Source organism: Luteitalea sp. TBR-22, from assembly GCF_016865485.1.
Classification (GTDB): Bacteria; Acidobacteriota; Vicinamibacteria; order Vicinamibacterales; family Vicinamibacteraceae; genus Luteitalea.
In genome coordinates, this window is record NZ_AP024452.1 from 2,587,662 (window position 1) to 2,606,862 (window position 19,201).

The following is a 19,201-nucleotide window of genomic DNA, read 5'->3' on the forward strand; positions in this document are numbered from 1 at the left end:
ATCTAGCCGCGCACGGGCGAGCCGCATCCTGCGAGGCGTCGCAGCGCGTCGGCCCCCACCGGCGCGTCGGCATGCATCGCGACACAGGCCGTCCGTGGCGCATGCCGTTGGACCACTTCCTCGATCCAGGGCACCTCGCGGGCCGCTCGTTGGCGAAGCAGCGGGTCGTGCACGCCGGGCGTGACGGCGAGGCTCTGGTTCACCACCCACGCGAAGGGCGCGATGCCGGCGCGCGCCAGGTCGGCCTGCAGGTGCGCCGCCTCGTGCACCGGCGTCGCCTCGGGCAGCGTGACGAGCAGCACGCGGCTGAACTGCGGGTCGCGCAGTCGGGGCAGCAACTGGCCAACGGCCTCTGGCAGCGTTCCGGTGCTGGCGCGCGCCACCTCGCGGTGGTAGGCCTCGGCGGCGTCGAGCAGGAGCAACGTGTGCCCGGTCGGCGCCGTGTCGAGCACGACGAAGCCCCTCGTCCCGGCGTCGACGGCGCGCGCGAAGGCGCGAAACACCGCGATCTCCTCGGTGCAGGGCGACCGCAGGTCCTCCTCGAGCAGGGCGCGTCCCTCGACATCGAGTCCGGCGCCGGCGGTGGCCAGCACCTCGGCGGTGTAGGCGCGCGTTTCTGCGACGGGATCGATCCGCGTCACGTGCAGGCGCGGGACCGCTTCGCCGATCGTCGCGGCGACGTGTGCGGCGGGATCGGTCGTCGTCAGGTGCACCTCGTGCCCGCGATCGGCGAGGCGTACGGCAATCGCCGCGGCAATCGTCGTCTTGCCCACCCCGCCCTTGCCCATCGTGAAGACCACGCCGCGTCCGGTGGCGGCAATCGACTCGACGAGTTCGTCCAGCGGGTCGGCGTCCACGTCGGGCGTCGCCGGGGCAACCGGGAGGCCCTGGGCCTGGCCGAAGGCGCGCAGGCCGTCGATGCCCATGGGCGCGATGCCGCTCAGCGCGATTTCGAGTCGCGGCAGCCCGCTGAGAGCGTCGGGCAGCCTCGCGATCGATGCCCGGCCGCGTTGCTCGAGTGCCACGGCGAGCGCATCGCTCGGGTCGGTGGCCCGGAACAGGCCGTTGACCACGAGCCTCTGCGCGCCGATGCCCAGGGCGCGCAACTCGGTGCTCGTGCGGGCGGCCTCGGCCACGGGTGAGGCGTCGGGGCGGGTGACCAGCACCATGGTGGTGGTCGCGGCGTCCTGCAAGGCGTCGAGGCTGCGCCGGTAGGCGTCGACGCGCCCCTGCAGGCCCGCGAGCGGACCGAGGCACGACGTGCCCGTGGTGTTGGTGTCGATGAACCCGGTCCACGCGGCCGGCAAGGCCAGCAGCCGGAGGGTGTGTCCGGTCGGAGCCGTGTCGAAGACCACGTGATCGGCAGTCGCTGCCGGCCCGCCACCGGCCAGCAGGGCCGTGAAGGCGTCGAACGCGGCAATCTCCAGCGTGCAGGCACCGGAGAGTTGCTCCTCGATCCGGGCCACCGCCGATGCCGGCAGCACCCCCCGATACGGACCCACGACACGCTCGCGATAGGCGTGCGCGGCGGCCTCCGGGTCGATGTTCAGGGCCTGCAGCCCGCGCACCCCCGCAACGTCGCGCGGCGTGCCGTCGAGGGCCGTGCCGAGCACCTCGTCGAGGTTCGACGCCGGGTCGGTGGATACGAGCAGCACCCGCTTGCCGGCGTCGGCGAGGCGCACCGCCGTGGCGCACGCCACCGACGTCTTGCCGACGCCTCCCTTGCCGGTGAAGAACAGGATGCGTGTCGCCCCGGTCGCCAGCGCGTCGAGCGGAGACATCAGCAGCAGCCCGAGCCCGGCGTGCAGCCGTTGCCGACCATCGACAGCTTGAGACGCGGCTTGGCGGTCGAGGCCGCCGGCGCGAGACCGGCAGCCCGGGCCAGCGCCTCCCGTCGCGGATAGGCGCCTCGCTGCAGCACCTCGCCGTTCACCAGGACGACGGGCAGGCACGCCTCGCCTTCGAGCGAGAGCAGCTCCTTGACGACGGCCGTGCTGACGAAGTCCTGCGGCGCCTGCGCGAGGTTGTGACGTACCACCTCCACGCCCTGCTGGCCGAGCCACTGCACGTCGGCCGCGAACGCCGCGAGCAACGGGTCCACCGACGGCCCACAGACGCCGGACGAGCAGCAGAGAGGTGGGTCGAAGACGTCGATGCGGGTCATGCCTGCGCTCCTTCGGGGCGCGCCCAGCCCTTGCGGGCGAGCAGCGCCTGCACGCGACGCGCGATGTCGTCACGGATGACGCGGACCTCCTCCATGGGACGGTCCTTGGGGTCCTGCAGCGGCCAGTCGTCGCGCTCGAGGCCGGGCACGTGGGGGCAGGCCTCGCCGCAGCCCATCGTGATCAGCATCGCGGCGCCTGCCGCGAGGTCGTCGGTGAGCAACTGCGGCTGCGCGCCCGACAGGTCGACGCCGAGTTCGTGCATCGCATCGACCACGACCGGATGGACGCGCGGCCCCGGCGCCGTGCCGGCGGAGACGCCCCTGGCCCGGGTCGGATCGGCCGCGAGGTTGAACATCGCCGCCGCCATCTGCGAACGGCCGGCGTTGTGGATGCACGCAAAGATCACGCGCGCAGGGGCAGTGCTCATGGAGTCAGCCTCGGCGAGGAGGAGCGACGCGTGCGTGGCGTCGCGGTCGGTTCGGGGGGCGCGCAGCAGCCGGCGACGCGGGAGACCATCGTCGTCACGGGGCGGCCCGTGGTGCGTGCGAGTTGACGACCGTCAGCCACCGGTTCAGGGCAGTGGCCGACGGCGTGCAGCACGGCGTCGAGCGCGTGGCGCACCTGCGGCGCGAGGCTGTCGGCCACGCGGTAGTGCACCCACAGGCCGGCTCGCCGGGTCTGCACCAGCCCGGTGCGCCGCAGGTAGGCGAGGTGGCGCGACGCGGTGGGCTGTGGAATGTCGAGGCTTTCGTGGATGTGACACACGCAGATCTCGCCGTCGGCCAGGAGCGAGAGGATGCGCAGGCGCGTCGGGTCGGCCAACGCGGCGCAGACCTCGGCGATGTCGGTGACGGCGGTGGAACTTCGGGGCTGCGGCATGCGTCGATGTCCTGCGAAGTGTATTCGCGTTGACAAATATACGTCCACGCGGATACAGTGTCCATAGTGTATTCGCATTGGCGAATACGTCGACGCGAACGCCGAACGCCGAACGCCGGACGGTCGGCGTGAAGGTCGACCGCCGCGTCGGGCAGCCAACCTCGCTCCCGCACTCGTGGCCGTCGACGTTCATGTCGACGGTCAGGGGCGTCGTCGGTGTCGCATGACGCGTAACGCGTGACGCGTGACGGCGATCGCGGTAGCAAGGCCTGGAGGGGTCATGACCGACATCAGGGCAGTGGTGCAGGAGAGATACGGGAAGTTCGCGGCGTCGGTGGAGCAGCCGGGGCCGACCTCCGGATGTTGCGGCACGACCGGGTGCTGCGACGACCCGATCACGGGCGGGCTCTATTCGCCCGAGGAGATCGGCGCGATTCCCCCGGAGGCGCTGCAGGCGTCGCTGGGATGCGGCAACCCGACCGCCCTGATCGACCTGGCACCGGGCCAGGTGGTGCTCGACCTCGGGTCGGGCGGCGGGATCGACGTGCTGCTCTCCGCGCGCCGCGTCGGCCCGACGGGCAAGGCCTACGGGCTCGACATGACCGGCGACATGCTCGCCCTGGCCCGACGCAACCAGGCCCGTGCCGGGATCACCAACGCGGAGTTCCTCGAGGGCACCATCGAGGCCATCCCGCTGCCCGACGCGTCGGTCGACGTGATCATCTCCAATTGCGTCATCAACCTGTCGGCCGACAAGCCGCGCGTCCTGCACGAGGCCTTCCGCGTGCTGAAGCCGGGCGGCCGCTTCGCCGTCTCCGACGTGCTCGTGCGCGGCGACGTGCCTGCCGATGTCCGGCACAACATGGGCCTGTGGGTGGGCTGCATCGCCGGCGCCCTGACCGAGGACGAATACATCGGCGGACTGCGCGCCGCGGGCTTCGAGGAGGTCTCGGTCGAACCGTGGCGCGAGTACGCGGCCGCAGATGCCGAGGCCTACTTCCGCGACGCCGGCCAGGCCGTGGGCGACCTCACCGCGGCCGACGGGCGCTTCTTCAGCGGGTTCGTGCGGGCCCGCAAGCCGCTGGCGCGATGAGTGTGCGTGTGCGACGGGCTGCCCCGGGTGACTGGCCGGCAATCGAGGCCCTGCTCACGCGCCACGCACTGCCCACCGCCGGGGCCGCCGACCACCTCGCGCACTTCGTGGTGGCCGAGCAGGGCGGCGCGATCACGGGCGTGGCAGGCCTCGAGGTGTACGGCGATGCCGCGCTGCTCCGCTCGGTGGCCGTGGCCGAGCCCGGCGAGGGGCTCGGTACCGTACTGGTGACGGCGGCGCTCGACCACGCCCGGTCGGCAGGTGTCCACGACGTGATCCTGTTGACGACGACGGCGGCGCGGTACTTCCCGCGCTTCGGCTTCGTGCCCATCGCGCGGGCCGACGTGCCAGAGGCACTCCACGCGTCGGCCGAGTTCCGTGGCGCCTGCCCGGCCAGTGCGGAGGCGATGTCGGTGCGCCTCGTCGCGGAGACGTGAGCCGCGCGTCATCACGGCGACACGCGTTGGCGCGACAGTGGTACTGCGCTGCACCCGGGATATCTCCGGGGCGGCGCACTGGACGACCGAGGGCTCCGGCAGAACGGGGCCCTTTTTTTGTCCGAATGCCGAACGCCGAACGCGAACGCCCGCCGGACGCCGAATGACACGAAAGGCCTGCTGGAAGACTCCGGCAGGCCTTTCGTATGCGACGGGGTCCGCTCTCGCGCCAAGCCCGTCCCCGTCCCCGACTCCCGACTCCCGACTCCCGACTCCCGACTCCCGACTCCCGACTCCCGACTCCCGCCCCCTAGAAGGTGTACCGCACCGACAACTGCGCCTGCCGCTGCGTACCGAGGCCGATCGTGCGGTTGAGCGGGCCGAGCATGTAGCCGAACGTGGCGCCGGCCGTCGTGTCGTTGAAGGCGACGCCGGGGGCGCCGTTGGGGAGAGAGGCGGCGGGCTGCGCGTAATTCAACTCGTTGGTGATGTTGAACAGCTCGACACGGAACTGGAGCCCCTGGCGGCCGGCAAAGCGGAAGTCCTTGCTCGCCATCAGGTCCACCTGCCAGAAGCCCGGCCCGCGGAGGTAGTTGCGCGGCAGGTTGCCGAAGGTGCCGGGCTGCGGCGTCGCGAACGCCGCCGGGTTGAGCCACCGCACGTCGCCGTCCTTGAGGTACGGGTCGACACCCGGCACCAGATCGGGACGCTGGGTGCCGCGCGAGTTGCCGCCCGGGATGTTGGCCACGGCGACGCCGTTGAGCGTGACGTTGTCGGGCCGCGCGATCGTCACGTTGATCGGCAGGCCGCTCCGGGCATTGAGGATGCCGCCGACGCGCCAGCCACCCGTCCAGAGGCCCTGGCCGGGGAACAGGTACACCAGGCTGGCGTTGGTGCTGTGCCTGATGTCGCTCGCGTTGGGGCCCTGCTCGGTCTCGAAGTCGAACGTGTTCTGCGCCGTCGATGCCTCGTTGGATCCCTGCGTGGTGCCGGTGTTGTGCGCGTACTGGTACTGCAGGCCGCCGGTCAGGCCGCCACGGAACCGACGTGTCAGCCCGAGCTGCAGGGCGTCGTACTGGCTGTGCCCGCCGGACGTCTTGAAGTCGACCTGTCCGACCTCCGGACGTGGACGACGCAGCGTCACCGGGTCGATGAGGTTGGCCACGCCACGCTGGAACAACTGGCGGCCCAGGCTGCCCGTATAGCCGATGCTCAGGTTGGTGGCCCACGGCAGCTCGCGCTGCACGCTGACGCCGTACTGCACGTTGTACTCGTCGGGGCGGTCGTGCGTGTAGCCGCGCACCGAGAGCGTGCTCCGGAACACGTCGTCGCTCACCGGGTACTGCAGCCCGTTGTTGGCCACGTCGGCGGCGCTGACCGAGGAACGGCTGATCGAGTTCTCGATCGGCTGGATGCGGTCCTCGAACTGGCCGGGGCCGTAGTACACGCCGAAGCCGCTGCGCACCACCGTCTTCTCGTTCAGGAGGTAGGTGGCGGCCAGCCGCGGACCGAAATTGTTGTAGTCGGGGTTGTAGAAGTTGCGGGCATCGGTCGAGAAGTCGTTCTCCTCGATGAAGAACGGCATGGCCAGATCGTTCTTCTCGCGGACCACCGAATAGAACTCGTACCGCAGGCCCAGGTCGAGCGTCAGCTTCGCGGTAGGACGCCACGAGTCCTGCACGTACCCGATGGCGTAGAACTGCTGGGCGGTGAACTGCGGCGAATCGAGCGCGCGCTGGACGCGGTTCGGCCGGTTGTCGATGAAGTCGGCGATGCTGTTGAACTCGTACGTGTCGCCGCCGAGGAACTGGAAGCCCGCGTTGATCGACCGGTACTCACCGCCGACCTTGAACGTGTGCGCGCCACGCGTCATCGTCAGGGCGTCCGAGAAGGACACCGTCGTGGGCTCGAAGATCGAGCCGGCCCCCTGTGCGGCGCTCGAGGCGCGGATCTGCAGGCCCGACCGCGCGATGCCGGTCGCGCCGCGGCCGTCGATCGACGACGACCCCACGGCTCCCGAGAGCGACACCTGCTCGGCCGGATAGCCCGCCGGGCCGAAGGCCACCGCGTCGGTGAACGGCCGGTTGATGCCCACCTTGAACTCGTTGATCACGGTCGGCCTGACGATCGACTGCCAGTTGGCGACGAAGTTCTGCGGTGTCTGGGTCGCCAAGACCCGTCGCGGCGTCACCGTCTGGTCCGGCGTGTCGATCTCGCCGTCGCTGTACAGGTAGCGCACGTAGAAGTTCTGGCTGTTGGACAGGCGCCAGTCCAGGCGCCCCGTGAAGGCATCTTCGCGCTGCGTGGCCACGCCGCCTGCCGCGGTGCGGCCGATCAGCGGGTTGCTCGAGCCGAGCGTCTCGGTGGGGAAGCCGGCCAGCAACGGCGCGATGGCGCGCGTGCGCTCCGGCGAGCGGCCGCCGCCCGCCGTCGTGGGGATGCCGGCGAGCACCTGTGCCCGGGCCAGATCGCTCGGCACCGACTCGATGAAGTTCAGGCCGGTCTCCTGACGCAGGCCTTCGTAACTGCCGAAGAAGAACACGCGGTTGGTCGCGATCGGCCCGCCCAGGGACCCGCCGAACTGGTCGAGGCGCAGGGGCTGCTTGATGTCGTCGTACGCGTTGGCGGCGTCGAGCGCGTCGTCCCGGAAGTATTCGAAGGCGGAGCCCGTGAAGCGGTTGCTGCCGCTCTTGGTCACCACGGTGATGTTGCCACCGGTGCCCAGGCCGCTCTCGGCCGGCGCCAGCCCGGCGTTGACCCGGAACTCCGCGACCGACTCCATCGACGTCTGGAGGCGGAATTGCGAGCCCGTCGCGCTCAGGTAGCCGGGGCTCGCATCCCACACGTACGTCCCGTCCACGCCGTCGTAGTTCAGGTAGTTCTGCTGGTTCGACTTGCCGTTGAAGCGGATGCTGCTCCAGCCGCCGTTGCCATCGGTCGTCGCGCCGGGCGAGAGCGTCATCAGGTTGGCGAAGTTGCGCCCGTTCACCGGCAGGTTGTCGACTTCCTCCGGTGTCACGTTCACGCCGATCTTGGCCGACGAGGCGTCGATCACGCCAGAATCGGCGGTGACGTTGACCGTCTCGGCGACCGCGGCGACGCTCAGCGCGGCGTTGACGGTCTTGACGTCGCCGACGCCGAGCACCACCACGTGCTCCACGGGGCCGAAGCCGTCCAGTGCGGCGCGCACCACCCAGGTGCCTCGGCTCAGGTTGGTGATCGCATAGGCGCCGTCGGCGCCGGTCACGGCCTGCCGCTCGGCGCCGGTCTCCTTCGACACGGCGGTGACGGTCACCCCCGGAAGGAGCGACTGGCTCTGGTCGGCGACGACCCCGACGATGCGCGACTCGGTCTGTTGGGCACGGGCGACGCTCGGCGCCAGCGCCGCCAGGGCGAGCGCCAGGAACATCAGGATGCTTCGGAACGATCTCATGTAGGTCCTCGGTGATGGGGGCCTGTCCGCGAGCATGCCGGGCCGCGGAACGCCCCATGAAGGATCGCGGCGGGGCGTCACCGCACCACGACGGGTGGGTTACGTGCGCGTTAAATGCCTGATCCCTCGGTGTTACACGCGGCGTCGGTCCCCGGCAGGACGCGGGGGGCGGTCAGCGGACCCGTCTGCTACGATCGCCGGGCACGTGTGCGGAATCGCGGGAATCCATCGCCAGGATGGCGGACCAGTGGAGCAGGCGTGGCTGGGCGCCATGGCGGACCGCCTCTGCCACAGGGGACCTGACGCCGACGGGTTCCTGGTCGAGCCGGGGCTCGGCTTCGCGCATCGACGCCTCAGCGTGATCGACGTCTCGGACGCCGGGCGCCAGCCCATCGGCTCGGAGGAGGGCCGGACCCAGGTCTGCTACAACGGCGAGATCTACAACTTCGCCGAGATCCGCGCCGACCTCCTCGCGCGCGGTCACGTGTTCGCCTCCCGCACCGACACGGAAGTCATCGCGCACGCGTGGGAGGAGTGGGGGCCGGCGGCGCTCGGCCGCTTCAACGGGATGTTCGCGTTCGCGGTGTGGGACCGTGGCGCGCGCCGGCTGTGGCTGGTGCGTGATCGCCTCGGCGTCAAGCCGCTCTACTACACGCATCAGGACGGGCGGCTCGTGTTCGGCTCGGAGATCAAGGCGCTCCTGGCCGTGCCCGGCGTGCAGCGCACGCTCGACCCCGCGGCGCTCGACGCGTTCCTCGCGCTCAACTACGTGCCGGGCCCGCGCACCATCTGGCGCGAGATCGCGCAGGTGCCGCCGGGGCACCTGCTGACGGCCGACGCCTCGGGCGTGCACCTGGAGTCCTGGTGGGACGTCCGGTTCGGGCAGGACCAGCTCACCGATCGTGCGTCGGCCATCGAGGAGATCCGAGCGCTGTGCGACGACGCCGTGCGGCTGCGCCTGGTCTCGGACGTGCCGCTTGGTGCCTTCCTGAGCGGCGGACTCGACTCGTCGGCCGTCGTGCACTTCATGCGGCCACGCCACCGGGGACCGCTGCACACCTTCAGCGTGCGTTTCGAGGAGGCGTCCTTCGACGAGGGCCCGTTCGCCGCGCTGGTCGCCGGGCGCTACGACCTGACGCATCACGAGGTGGTGTGCCGTGCGAGCGACGTCGAGAGCAGCCTCGATCGGCTCGTCTGGCATGCCGACTGCCCGGTGGCCGACATCTCGATGGTGCCGATGTTCCGCCTCGCCGAGCAGACCCGGCAGCACGTCACCGTCGTCCTGTCGGGTGACGGCGGCGACGAGGTGTTCGGCGGCTACGCCGTGTACCACGCCGACCGGGCGGCCCGCGTGTGGCGGGCCCTCCCGCGCTGGTTCCGCCAGCGCATCGTCGCGCCGGTCGTCGATGCCCTGCCGGCCTCGACCGGCAAGATGAGCCTTGACTACGCGCTGCGCCAGTTCGTGGCCGGGGCAGGCGAGGCGCCGGAGAAGGCGCACTATCACTGGCGCACCATCTGCACGCCAGCCGAGCGCGCCAGCCTGCTGCGTCCGGACGTCAAGGCGGCGGCCGATCGAGAGGGCGCCCCCGAGGCGCCGTTCCTGGCCGCCTATCTCGCTTCCGGCGCGCCGGAGGTGATGGACCGCCTGTTCCACGTGGACGTCAAGACGTTCCTGGCCGACTCGATCCTTCCGAAGGTGGACCGCACGACGATGGCGTTCGGGCTCGAGGCGCGCGAGCCGTGGCTGGACTACCGGCTGGTGGAACTCGGCGCCCGCATCCCGTGGACCTGGAAACTGCGCGGACGGGACACCAAGGTGATCTTCAAGGAGGCCATGCGCGGCCTGGTCCCCGACGAGATCGTCGACCGCACGAAGGCGGGATTCCACGCACCGCTGGCGACGTGGTTCCGCGGGCCGCTCCAGCCGATGCTGCGCGACAGCCTGTCTCCGGCCGCGCTCGCCGCCATTCCGGCGCTCGATCCGGCCCCCGTACAGGCGATGATGGAAGCGCACGTCGCCGGCCGCGCCAACCACGCATTCAAGCTGTGGGGCCTGGTGACGCTCGTGCGCTGGGCCGCGGCCTGGCGCCCCTGATGCCGATGCCCGAAGCCGTCTCGATCATCATCCCGGTCTACAACGAGGAAGGCGCCATCGCCTCGACGCTCGGCACCGTCGACGAGACGATGCGATCGACCGGGCGCGAGTACGAGGTCCTGGTCGTCGACGACGGCTCGGCCGACGGCACGGCGACGGCGCTGGCGGCAGCCGGCGCGCGCGTCGTGCGCCACCGCGCCAATCGCGGATACGGCGCCGCACTCAAGACCGGGATTCGCGCCACCTCGCACCCGCTCATCGCCATCCTCGACGCCGACGGTACCTATCCGATCGCCCGCCTTCCGGACCTGCTGCAGCGCGCCGAGGAGGCGGACATGGTGGTGGGGGCGCGCACCGGCGGGAGCGTGCACGTGCCGGCACTGCGCCGGCCGGTCAAGTGGCTGCTGACCCGCGTGGCCAACGTACTGAGCGGCCACCGCATCCCCGACCTCAACTCGGGCATGCGCGTGTTCCGTCGCGACCTCGCGGAGCGCTTCTTCGGCCTGTACCCTCAGGGCTTCTCGTTCACCTCGACGATCACGCTCGCCTCGCACATCAACGGCTACCGCGTCGAGTACGTGCCGATCGACTACTACCGTCGTACCGGCGCCTCGTCGATCCGCCCGGTGCGCGACACGCTGAACTTCTTCCTCCTGATCGTGCGGATGGTGGTCACCTTCCGGCCGCTGAACGTCTTCCTGCCGACGGCGGCTGCGCTGCTGGTGCTCGGCGCGATCAAGGCGGGGCTCGACTTCTCGCGCACGGGGGCGTTCGGCGTCGGCGCGGCGATCCTGATCCTCACCGCGATCCAGGTCGCGCTCATGGGCCTGCTCGCCGACCTGGTCACGCGCCGGACAAGCTTGTGAGAATTTCAGAATTTCAGAATTTCAGGATTTCAGGATTGCGGGATTGCGGGATTGCGGGTGTTCAGAGTGTTCCGAGCCGTTCGTGCAATGGTGAACGTCTGAAATTCTGAAATCGCGGAATGCCCAATCAGACCCGCGGGAGCGTGATCGTGAACACGGCGCCGCCCTCGGGGCGGTTGCTGGCGCTGACCGTGCCGCCGTGCAGTCCGACGAGGTGCCGGACGATGGACAGCCCCAGGCCCGTGCCGCCCGAATCGCGCGACCGCGCCTTGTCGACGCGATAGAACCGCTCGAAGATGCGCGGCAGTTCCGCATCGGGGATGCCCTGGCCGGTGTCGGCGACCGTCAGCCGCACGTGCCGTGCGTCGGCGCGCGCGGAGAGCTCGATGCGGCTGCCCTCGGGCGTGTAGGCGCAGGCGTTCTCGACGAGGTTGCGCAACACGTCGTGCATCTTGGCCGGGTCGCAGCGCAGCGCGAGGTCGGCGGGCGACACGTCGATGGACACCTGCTGGCGTCGGCCGTCGGTGAGTGTCTGCAGGTCGCCCGTGACGGCGGTGAAGAGTCCCTCCACCGACGCGTCGGCAAGGTCGAGCCGCTCTTGTCCGGCGTCGAGCCGCGCCAGCCGGAGCAGGTCCTTCACCAACCGCTCCATCCGCCATGAGTGCCTGGCGATGATCTCGAGGAACCGCGTCGACTCGGCCGAGTGCTCCGGGCCGTCGAGCAGGGCCTCGACGTAGCCACGAATCGCCGTCAGCGGCGTGCGCAGCTCGTGCGACACGTTGGCCACGAAGTCGCGGCGGATGCGATCGGCGCGACGCAGGTCGCTGATGTCGTGCAGCACCAGCACGGCCCCCCGGCTGCCGGGCGTGATGGCCGGCGAACACCGGGCGACGAACGTCTGGCCGTCGCGGCCAATCGACAGCTCGAGGCCACCGGGCCGCTCGCCCTGCAGGGCCTGGCCGATCTGGCGGGCGATGTCGGGGTGGCGGATCAGCTCGACGTACTTGCGGCCGATCGGGGAGGCGTCCAGCCGCAGCAACTGCCGCGCGGCCTCGTTGGCGATCTGCACCTGACCCTGCTCGTTGACCACCAGGACGCCCTCGACCATGCCCGACAGCACCGCTTCGAGTCGGGCGCGGTCGCGCGTGAGGTCGCCCAGCCGGATCTCGAGCGCGTTGGCCGCGGCATTGACGGCCCGCGCGACGCGACCCAGCGCATCGCCCCGGGTCTCGGGCAACGGGCGGTGCGGTTCCCCGGTCGCCAGGGCGCGGATGGCGGTCACGACGTCGCCGATGCGGTCGTCAACCACCGTCGAGGCCATCCATCCGGTGATCACGGCGGACACGGCCGCCGTGACGATGCCGACCAGTGCCACCCGCAGCAGGAAGGCGGGTGTCGCCTCCAGGGGCTGGCCCGTCGTCCACGCGACGCCGAGCATGAACAGCGGCGTGAAGAGCGCCGTCTGCAGTGCCGTGAGGATGACGAAGGTGGGAATGCGCACGGGGCTAGCGCAGCTTGTACCCGAACTGCTTGACCGTCTCGATCGCCTCGGTGAGCAGCGGCAGCTTCTCGCGCAGGCGGCGCACGTGGACATCGACGGTCCGGGAGCCGCCCGTGTACTGGTAGCCCCACACGTCGGTGAGCATGAGGTCGCGCGACAGCACACGGCCGCGGTGCTCGAGGAAGTACTGCAGCAGGAGGAACTCCTTGGCGGTGAGACGGACCTCGCGGTCGTCGAGGGTCACGACGTGCTGCTCGAGGTCGACACGGAGCGAGCCGTATTCGAGCACCCGCGCCGGGGGCGGCGCGGCCGTGCCGCCGGGCGCCTCGCCGGCCCGCCCGAGGCCGCGGGACGACCGGCGCAGCAGGGCGTTCACGCGCGCGACCACTTCCTTGGCGCTGAAGGGCTTGGTGATGTAGTCGTCGGCGCCGAGTTCGAGTCCGACAATGCGGTCGCTCTCCTCGGCGCGGGCCGTGACCATGATGATGGGCAGGTCGGCAATCGCCGGCGTCGCGCGCACCTGGCGGCACACCTCGAGGCCGTCGATGCCGGGCAGCATGCGGTCGAGGATGACGAGGTCGGCGGCCTGCTCGCGCAGGCGTCCGAGCGCGTCCGAGCCCTGCGTGATCGCTTCGACGACGTGCCCGCCGCGCTCGAGGAAGTGACGCAGCAGCTCGGCGATGTCGGGATCGTCCTCGACGACCAGGATGCGGCTCATGAGGGGAGGGGCTCCGGGCGTCCCTGCACCTGGCCTTGCAGCCACTCGACCGGTGCGGCGGCAACGGCCTCACGCAGTTCGGTGTCCGAGCCGTACGCGCGTCGGGCGATGCGCCGCGCCGGCACGCGCCAGGCGACCACGGCACCGTCGAACGGGTCGGGCGTGAGCGTCAGCGTCGGCCCATCGGGCACGCCCTTGTAGTAATCGAGCTCGAACCTGTCCTGCCATCCGTGGCACAGCGCGAGCGAGATCAGGTCCGCCGATCGGAGCGACGCGTAGTCGCGCAGGAAGCCATCGAACGAACCGGCGCCGCCAGCGGCGAGCTCGGCGACGCGGCTGTCGCGTTCCCGGGTCATCGTGCGGAAGAACTCGTGCCACGCCGGGTCGCCGTCGTAGCGCGCGTAGGCGGTGAGGGCGTGGTGGGCGACCAGCGCGGCGACGTGCGGCGTGTCGGCGAGCAGGCGCAGCGCGCGCGCCCACACGGCCTGGCGCCGTTCCAGCGGCAGGTGGATGAAGTCCCACGGCGCGCCGGTCTCCGGATTGACCGTCGGGGCATCGTCCTCCTCGGCCCATCCGCAATCGTGGGCGCGCGTGGCGGCGAGCAGCACGTCGAGCGTCGGCCTCGCGGGCACGCCATCGGCCTGCCAGTGGCCCAGCAGGTCTGCGGCCATGGCAGCGTGGTCAGGTTGCCTGATGAGGAGCCAGCTGTCGCCGTCGGGTCGGACAATCACGGAGGCAGAGTAGCCCAGATCATTCCAATGCCGGAATGCCGCGATGCCGGAGTGCGGAGGGGAGAGCGAGGGCAGGCCGAAGGCCCAGGACCCACGGCCGAAGGGCTCGGGCCCGACACCAGAGGCATCGGGCCCGAGTCGTCATGTCACCGGCATTCCGGGAAGAGGAACGCGCCCGTGTTCGGGTTCACCGCATCGCGGTAGCGCGGGCTCTTGCACATCTCGCCCAGCGTCCAGCGGCCGATGGTGCCGCCGTCGAAGGTCGCCTGCGTCTGGTCGAGCCAGAACGGCGCGCCACCGCTCCGGTTCGCCGGGTTGCAGTGGTTGGCGATGATGTCGACGATGAACACCTGCGTGCTGTTGCGCATGTCGGAGCCTTCAGGACCGTAGTAGTAGGTCACGATGTCCTCCGACAGGCCCTGGTTGCCGCGCTTGATGTTCAGGGCCCAGCGGTTGGTGCCCGTCCGGATGCGCAGCTCGGCGACCACGTCCTCCATGAACTTCTCGTTGCCGCCGAACGCCCGGCACGAGTTGGCGATGTCGAACGGCTGGCGCCGCGCCATGTCGGACACCACGTTCAGGAACGACGGCATGATCTGGCAGGGGCGACCGCCGCCCGTACAGCCGAAGCCGGCGTTGGCGCGGAAGGTGTTGTATGGCGTGCCGGTGGCGGCCCAGGGGTTGAAGTACTCGAACGCCTGCGGGGCGACGATCGTCTGGCCGCGCGTCTCGACGGTGACGTCCACCTTGCCCTGCGCCCCCGGCGGCGTCACCGCCCGGATCAGGGTGTCGGTTTCCACCTCGAAGGACGTGGCCGGGACTCCGCCGAACAGCACGCGCGTCCCGACGTCGTTGTGGCCGAAGCCGGTGCCCTCGATTTCGACCGTCGTGCCGCCGGTCGGGACGCCGCGGCCGGGCGTCACGGTGAGCGTGGTGCCGGGCGCCGCGGGCGGCAGCGACGGCGCGGTCAGCGCGAAGCCGTCCGGCAGGGGAGTGCCGAGGGAGGCGTGGCCGGCCGTGAACCCGTTGCCCCAGTACACGACGCGCTCGGCGACGATGGCCTGATCGGACGAGAAGAAGGTGGCGAACTTCCTGTTGGCGAGCTCGGGATAGAGCAGCGGCCAGATGGTGGCGCGCGAGCGGGCCGGCACCGTGATGGTCTTGGTGACCCCGGTATTGGCGCCCTCGGTGTAGAAGTACGCCGTGACGGTGGCCGCGCTGGCCCCGGGGTTGTAGATGGGGAAGAACGTGTTGAAGCGGCGCTTGTCGGTCTGGCTCGCGTCCTGGTACATCAGGAACCCGCCCTGCAGGCCCTCGGCGAAGCCCCACTTCCTGGCGGGCGCGGTCGCGCCTGCCGTCGCGTGGCCCTCGAGCAGACCGCGCCAGTAGACGGCGCGCTCGGCGACGATCGGCTGGGTCGCGGTGACCTCCATCGCGAAGGCCTGGCCGGCCAGCGCCGGGACCGTCGACGTCGGGACGTTGTCGCGGGCCAGCGCCGGGATCGTCCGGGTGACCGTCGCGAGCTCGGTGCCGCCGTCAGCGTAGAACTTCACGGTGACCGTGGTCGGCGTGGCGTTCTGGTTGAAGAGGAGGAGGTAGGTGTCGAAGTTCAGCGTGCTGCCCTGGATGCCCTCGGCGAACATCCACGTGGCTGACGGCTGCGTGACGCCCATGGCGGCATGACCACCACGGATGCCGAAGGGCGCGCCCGGGCCCCAGTACATCTGGCGCTCGGCAACGATCACCTGCTTCGGACCGACGTTGGCGTCGTCGATCGCCTCGACGATCGTCGCAAAGCCCGCCTGTCCCGGCTGGAAGCGCGGGCTGAGGACGGCGGTGGGCCAGAAGGTGAAGCGCGCATTGGCGGCGATCACCTGCTCCTGCGTGACGGCCGCGCCGCGATCGTCGAGGTACCGCACGCGCACGCGCGTCGGCACGGCGTTGGGGTTGGCCACCGAGATGAAGGTGTTGAAGAACTTGCCCTCGCCCTCGGCGAAGTACCAGGTGTAGGAGCCCGCCTCCACGCCCTTCTCGTTGTGGCCGCCGCGCATGTCGCTGACCGGCGAGGCCCAGAGGCGACCGCCGCGGAACAGGCCGCCGCCCCAGTACATCGTGCGCTCTGCGATGATCGGCCCGGTCGCCGTGACGCGCAGCGCGATGCCGGCGCGATCACCGACCCCGGGCAGGGAACGCACGTTGACGCCGGTGCGACTGAGGGGCGGCAGCGTCAGGACGAACGGCGCAATCGGGTCGCCGTCCTGCGTGAAGGCCGCAATCGTGACCTGCACGTCCTGCGCATTGGGGTTGGCGAGGAGGAGTTCCTTCTCGAAGCCGAGCAGCCCGCTGGTCGAGCCCTCGGCGAACAGCCACGTGGTGAAATCCTGCGCACGCGCAGGTCCTGTCATCAGCAACGCGACGGCCGCGCACACGGCGGCCCTCGCGAATCGTTTCGCTCGGTACATGCAACACCCTCGTCGATGAAACCCGCGCCGGCACACGGCGACTGGGATTCACCGCGCGGCGAGGGAGACTCCTACTGTATAGGCGACCAAGCTGGTCCGCAATCTCAGCTGTTCGTCGCCACGGCAGGGTTTAACGACGAAGTGTAATACACGAAATAAGTTTCACGCAAATCGTGTCGTTTTGGTATTTCACCGCGAATAATGTGTCGAATCGCCGACACATGAACGCCGAACGCCGAACGCCGAACGCCGAACCTCTGGCGTCGAACGCCGGACGCCGGGACGCGAACGGGCGCCCGGCATCCGGCATCACCGGCCTTGCGCTACCGGCACTCAGGGAACATCCACTCGCCACTCGGGAACATCGCGTCGCGGTAGCGCGGGATGGCGCACATCGGCTCGGTGGTCCACCGCCCGACGGTCCCGCCAGCCAGCGTGGCGGCCGTCTGGTCGGCCCAGAACGGCGCCGGCCTCGCGCCGCAATGGCCCGAGACCGTGTCGTAGATCCGCACCGCTGTGCTGTTGCGCATGTTGCTGCCTTCCGGACCCGCGTAGTAGTTGACGATGTCCTGCGACAGGTCGCCGACGTTGCCGCGCTTCCAGTTCAGGCCCCAGCGTGTGCTGTTGAACCGCCGCCGTAACTCGGCGACGACCTCGAACATGAACGTGTTGGTGCCGCCGCGTTCCTTGCAGGAGTTGGCCAGATCGAACGGGCGCGCCGCCGCCACCTCCGCCACCACGCCTTCGAGGCTGCCGAAGCTGAGGGGCGGCCCGGCCAGGAACGGATCGGCGAACCTGAACGCGCCGGGCAGTTCCAGCGCGACGCCGCGCGTGTTCACCAGCACGCTCGACAGGCCCAGGCCACTCGCCGGCGTGACGACCCGGATGGTGTCGCCGTTGAGCACCGTGATGTTCTCGCGCGGCACCGGCGTGACGCCGAACGCCATCGTCGTCTCTCCTCCCGGCCACGACAACAGGCCGAGGCCGTGCCCGTACAGGTACGCCACCGTGCCACCGCCGGGGCCGCCCCGGTTCGGGCTGATGGCCAGCAGCGTCGGGGCCGCCGTCGGCGTCGGCGCCGCGAACGACGGCGTGCCATCGGGCAGGATCGCGCCGGCGCTCGCATGGCCCCCCTGCAGCCCGATGCCCCAGTAGACGGCGCGCTCGACGATGACGGCATCGCTGGCCTCGAAGAAGGCAGCGAACTTCCGGTTGTGCAGCGACGGGTGCTCGGCCGGCGACAGCGTGCGGCGCGAGTACGCCGGCACCTGTACGGTGGTCTCGGCGCCGGCCGCCACGGGTTCACCGGGCTGCGGCTCAACGTAGTACACCGCGCGCACCGTCACGGCCTGCGCGGTGGGATTGGCCACCAGGTAGTACGTCGCGAAGTGACGCGGGTCAGGATCGCCGCCGTCCTGGAACTGGCCGAATCCGCCCTGCTGCCCGTCGGCGAACCCCCACTTGCGCGCCGGCGTCGTCACGCCGGCCGAGGCCGTGCCTTCACGCAGGCCTCGCCAGTACACGGCGCGCTCGGCGACGATGGGCTGGCCGTTGGCCGAGTGGGCGCGCACCGCGAAGGTGGTGTTGTCTCCGGACAGTTCGGGATACAGGCCCGCGTACACGTTGCGGCGGCCCTGCGCCGGCACGCGTTCGGTGACGCTTCTGACCACGCCCGACACCCCGAGGAAGTCCACCACCACGTCCACGTCTGCACTCGGGTTCGGGTTGTACAGAAGGACGTACGTGTCGAAGCTGGCCGGGCCGCCCTGCGCGCCCTCGGCGAAGTACCACGTCGGCGCCGCCTGGCTACCGAGCGCGGCGTGACCGCCCCGCAGCGACGGGCCCCAGTACATCGCCCGTTCCGCCACCACGGGCACGTTGTTGGCCGACTCGACGTCGATGGCGAACTCGAGACGCTCGCGTGGCCCGATCTGCCGCGCCACGACGTCGTTGATCCAGAACGTCTCGCGGCTGCCCGGCGCGATCCACGCGCCCTCGATCAGGTGCCCGCCCGTGCCGGGAAACAGGTTCACCCGCACGTAGGCCGGCTCGGTGGACGGGTTGCTGACCAGGACGTAGGTCTGGAACTGGTACGGACCGCCGATGGCACCTTCGGCGAACATCCAGCGGAGTTGCGGCGCGTTGGCGCCGAGCACGTTGTGGCCGCCGCGCATGTCGGTGACCGGTGAGCCGCCCGTGTAGGCCGGCCCGAAGTTGAACAGACCGCGTCCCCAGTACATGGAGCGCTCGACGACGACGTCGGCCGTCGAGATCACCTCGAGGGCGGCATCGCCGCGTGGCACGAACTGCCGCACGTTGATGCCCTGTCGGCTGTAGGGGGCGACGGTCGTGGTGCCGATGATCGGCGCGCCCCCTCCGGCGGGGAGGAAGCGCAGCGTCACCGCCGCAGTGGTGCCGCCGGGGTTGCCGATGAGGATCTCCTCCTCGAAGGCGAAGCCGGGCACGGTGTTGGTGGAGCCTTCGGCGAAGTACCAGTGCCGGAGGTCGGATTGGGCGAGCGCCGGCGAGGGCGACACGAGTGCGGCGGCGACTGCGAGGCAGGCCGTCGCGACGAGACTGGCGTGGGGCATTGCGGGACCTCGGTGGAATCCGCGCCCAGATGATCGACGGCCGGGAGCCGTCAGGTGGGCGGGGCGTCTCGCACTATAGGCACCCCGGGACGCCGACTGCAATCACAGCCGCGACGCGAACTGGTCAGTAGATGCTGACCGATCTCGGCCATGGCAACGTCGACCGCCGCACGCAGAAGGGGCGCTCCCGAAACTCGAGAGCGCCCCTGTCGTCCTGCTGATCGGCCTTC

14 protein-coding genes are annotated in these 19,201 nt (G+C 70.5%); 4 read left to right on the top strand and 10 right to left on the bottom strand.

The genetic code is table 11. From position 1 onward, the window contains the following. Window positions 1–2: 2 nt before the first annotated feature. Genes arsA through TBR22_RS10650 form a run of 4 tightly spaced genes read right to left on the bottom strand, consistent with a single transcriptional unit; the run spans window position 3 to window position 3,044 of the window. Window positions 3–1,781 carry an arsenical pump-driving ATPase gene (gene arsA / locus TBR22_RS10635; RefSeq protein ID WP_239492958.1) on the bottom strand — a complete coding sequence of 593 codons (1,779 nt, stop codon included), beginning with the start codon at window positions 1,779–1,781 and terminating at the stop codon, window positions 3–5. Further along, window positions 1,781–2,164: an arsenite efflux transporter metallochaperone ArsD gene (gene arsD / locus TBR22_RS10640; RefSeq protein WP_239492959.1), complete on the bottom strand. Its 384-nt coding sequence runs from the start codon at window positions 2,162–2,164 to the stop codon at window positions 1,781–1,783. Before arsD ends, arsA begins: the two co-directional genes overlap by 1 nt. Further along, a complete protein-coding gene (locus TBR22_RS10645) occupies window positions 2,161–2,592 on the bottom strand; it encodes a hypothetical protein (RefSeq protein ID WP_239492960.1) in 432 nt (143 codons plus the stop codon). Before TBR22_RS10645 ends, arsD begins: the two co-directional genes overlap by 4 nt. Continuing rightward, window positions 2,589–3,044 carry a helix-turn-helix transcriptional regulator gene (locus TBR22_RS10650; RefSeq protein ID WP_239492961.1) on the bottom strand — a complete coding sequence of 152 codons (456 nt, stop codon included), beginning with the start codon at window positions 3,042–3,044 and terminating at the stop codon, window positions 2,589–2,591. Before TBR22_RS10650 ends, TBR22_RS10645 begins: the two co-directional genes overlap by 4 nt. A gap of 280 nt (window positions 3,045–3,324) precedes the next feature. Between TBR22_RS10650 and TBR22_RS10655 the strand changes: the two genes are divergently transcribed. Continuing rightward, window positions 3,325–4,137 carry an arsenite methyltransferase gene (locus TBR22_RS10655; protein WP_239492962.1) on the top strand — a complete coding sequence of 271 codons (813 nt, stop codon included), beginning with the start codon at window positions 3,325–3,327 and terminating at the stop codon, window positions 4,135–4,137. Next, complete coding sequence (gene arsN2, locus TBR22_RS10660) at window positions 4,134–4,574, top strand: arsenic resistance N-acetyltransferase ArsN2 (protein ID WP_239492963.1); 441 nt, start codon at window positions 4,134–4,136, stop codon at window positions 4,572–4,574. Before TBR22_RS10655 ends, arsN2 begins: the two co-directional genes overlap by 4 nt. Before the next feature lie 310 nt (window positions 4,575–4,884). Here the strand turns inward: arsN2 and TBR22_RS10665 are convergent, their stop codons facing one another. Then, window positions 4,885–8,007, bottom strand: coding sequence for a TonB-dependent receptor (locus TBR22_RS10665; protein ID WP_239492964.1), 3,123 nt, complete (start codon window positions 8,005–8,007; stop codon window positions 4,885–4,887). 34 nt (window positions 8,008–8,041) lie between these two features. On the opposite strand from TBR22_RS10665, the gene asnB reads away from it, so the two are divergent. Together asnB and TBR22_RS10675 are read left to right on the top strand one after the other, a co-directional pair. Beyond that, complete coding sequence (gene asnB, locus TBR22_RS10670) at window positions 8,042–10,102, top strand: asparagine synthase (glutamine-hydrolyzing) (protein ID WP_239492965.1); 2,061 nt, start codon at window positions 8,042–8,044, stop codon at window positions 10,100–10,102. A gap of 5 nt (window positions 10,103–10,107) precedes the next feature. Beyond that, the gene (locus TBR22_RS10675) at window positions 10,108–10,968 is read left to right on the top strand and encodes a glycosyltransferase family 2 protein (RefSeq protein ID WP_239492966.1); all 861 of its coding nucleotides are present in this window, start codon (window positions 10,108–10,110) and stop codon (window positions 10,966–10,968) included. 127 nt (window positions 10,969–11,095) lie between these two features. Here TBR22_RS10675 and TBR22_RS10680 read toward each other — a convergent pair whose 3' ends face one another. The 5 genes from TBR22_RS10680 to TBR22_RS10700 all read right to left on the bottom strand — a co-directional run bounded on the left by TBR22_RS10680 (window position 11,096) and on the right by TBR22_RS10700 (window position 18,971). Continuing rightward, complete coding sequence (locus tag TBR22_RS10680) at window positions 11,096–12,469, bottom strand: cell wall metabolism sensor histidine kinase WalK (protein ID WP_239492967.1); 1,374 nt, start codon at window positions 12,467–12,469, stop codon at window positions 11,096–11,098. 4 nt (window positions 12,470–12,473) lie between these two features. Then, window positions 12,474–13,187: a response regulator transcription factor gene (locus TBR22_RS10685; protein WP_239492968.1), complete on the bottom strand. Its 714-nt coding sequence runs from the start codon at window positions 13,185–13,187 to the stop codon at window positions 12,474–12,476. After that, a complete protein-coding gene (locus TBR22_RS10690) occupies window positions 13,184–13,918 on the bottom strand; it encodes a DUF3891 family protein (protein ID WP_239492969.1) in 735 nt (244 codons plus the stop codon). The genes TBR22_RS10685 and TBR22_RS10690 overlap by 4 nt, the downstream gene beginning before the upstream one ends. A 146-nt stretch (window positions 13,919–14,064) precedes the next feature. After that, window positions 14,065–16,323, bottom strand: coding sequence for an IPT/TIG domain-containing protein (locus tag TBR22_RS10695; RefSeq protein ID WP_239492970.1), 2,259 nt, complete (start codon window positions 16,321–16,323; stop codon window positions 14,065–14,067). 380 nt (window positions 16,324–16,703) lie between these two features. After that, entirely contained in the window at window positions 16,704–18,971 is a 2,268-nt protein-coding gene (locus TBR22_RS10700; protein ID WP_239492971.1) for an IPT/TIG domain-containing protein, read from the bottom strand. Window positions 18,972–19,201: the final 230 nt, after the last annotated feature.

What these genes read in the sequence shown, in the direction of transcription:
- arsA (WP_239492958.1), bottom strand. Translation starts at nt 1,781, where the DNA reads ATGTCTCCGCTCGACGCGCTGGCGACCGGGGCGACACGCATCCTGTTC.
- arsD (WP_239492959.1), bottom strand. Translation starts at nt 2,164, where the DNA reads ATGACCCGCATCGACGTCTTCGACCCACCTCTCTGCTGCTCGTCCGGC.
- TBR22_RS10645 (WP_239492960.1), bottom strand. Translation starts at nt 2,592, where the DNA reads ATGAGCACTGCCCCTGCGCGCGTGATCTTTGCGTGCATCCACAACGCC.
- TBR22_RS10650 (WP_239492961.1), bottom strand. Translation starts at nt 3,044, where the DNA reads ATGCCGCAGCCCCGAAGTTCCACCGCCGTCACCGACATCGCCGAGGTC.
- TBR22_RS10655 (WP_239492962.1), top strand. Translation starts at nt 3,325, where the DNA reads ATGACCGACATCAGGGCAGTGGTGCAGGAGAGATACGGGAAGTTCGCG.
- arsN2 (WP_239492963.1), top strand. Translation starts at nt 4,134, where the DNA reads ATGAGTGTGCGTGTGCGACGGGCTGCCCCGGGTGACTGGCCGGCAATC.
- TBR22_RS10665 (WP_239492964.1), bottom strand. Translation starts at nt 8,007, where the DNA reads ATGAGATCGTTCCGAAGCATCCTGATGTTCCTGGCGCTCGCCCTGGCG.
- asnB (WP_239492965.1), top strand. Translation starts at nt 8,042, where the DNA reads ATGCCGGGCCGCGGAACGCCCCATGAAGGATCGCGGCGGGGCGTCACC.
- TBR22_RS10675 (WP_239492966.1), top strand. Translation starts at nt 10,108, where the DNA reads ATGCCCGAAGCCGTCTCGATCATCATCCCGGTCTACAACGAGGAAGGC.
- TBR22_RS10685 (WP_239492968.1), bottom strand. Translation starts at nt 13,187, where the DNA reads ATGAGCCGCATCCTGGTCGTCGAGGACGATCCCGACATCGCCGAGCTG.
- TBR22_RS10695 (WP_239492970.1), bottom strand. Translation starts at nt 16,323, where the DNA reads ATGACAGGACCTGCGCGTGCGCAGGATTTCACCACGTGGCTGTTCGCC.
- TBR22_RS10700 (WP_239492971.1), bottom strand. Translation starts at nt 18,971, where the DNA reads ATGCCCCACGCCAGTCTCGTCGCGACGGCCTGCCTCGCAGTCGCCGCC.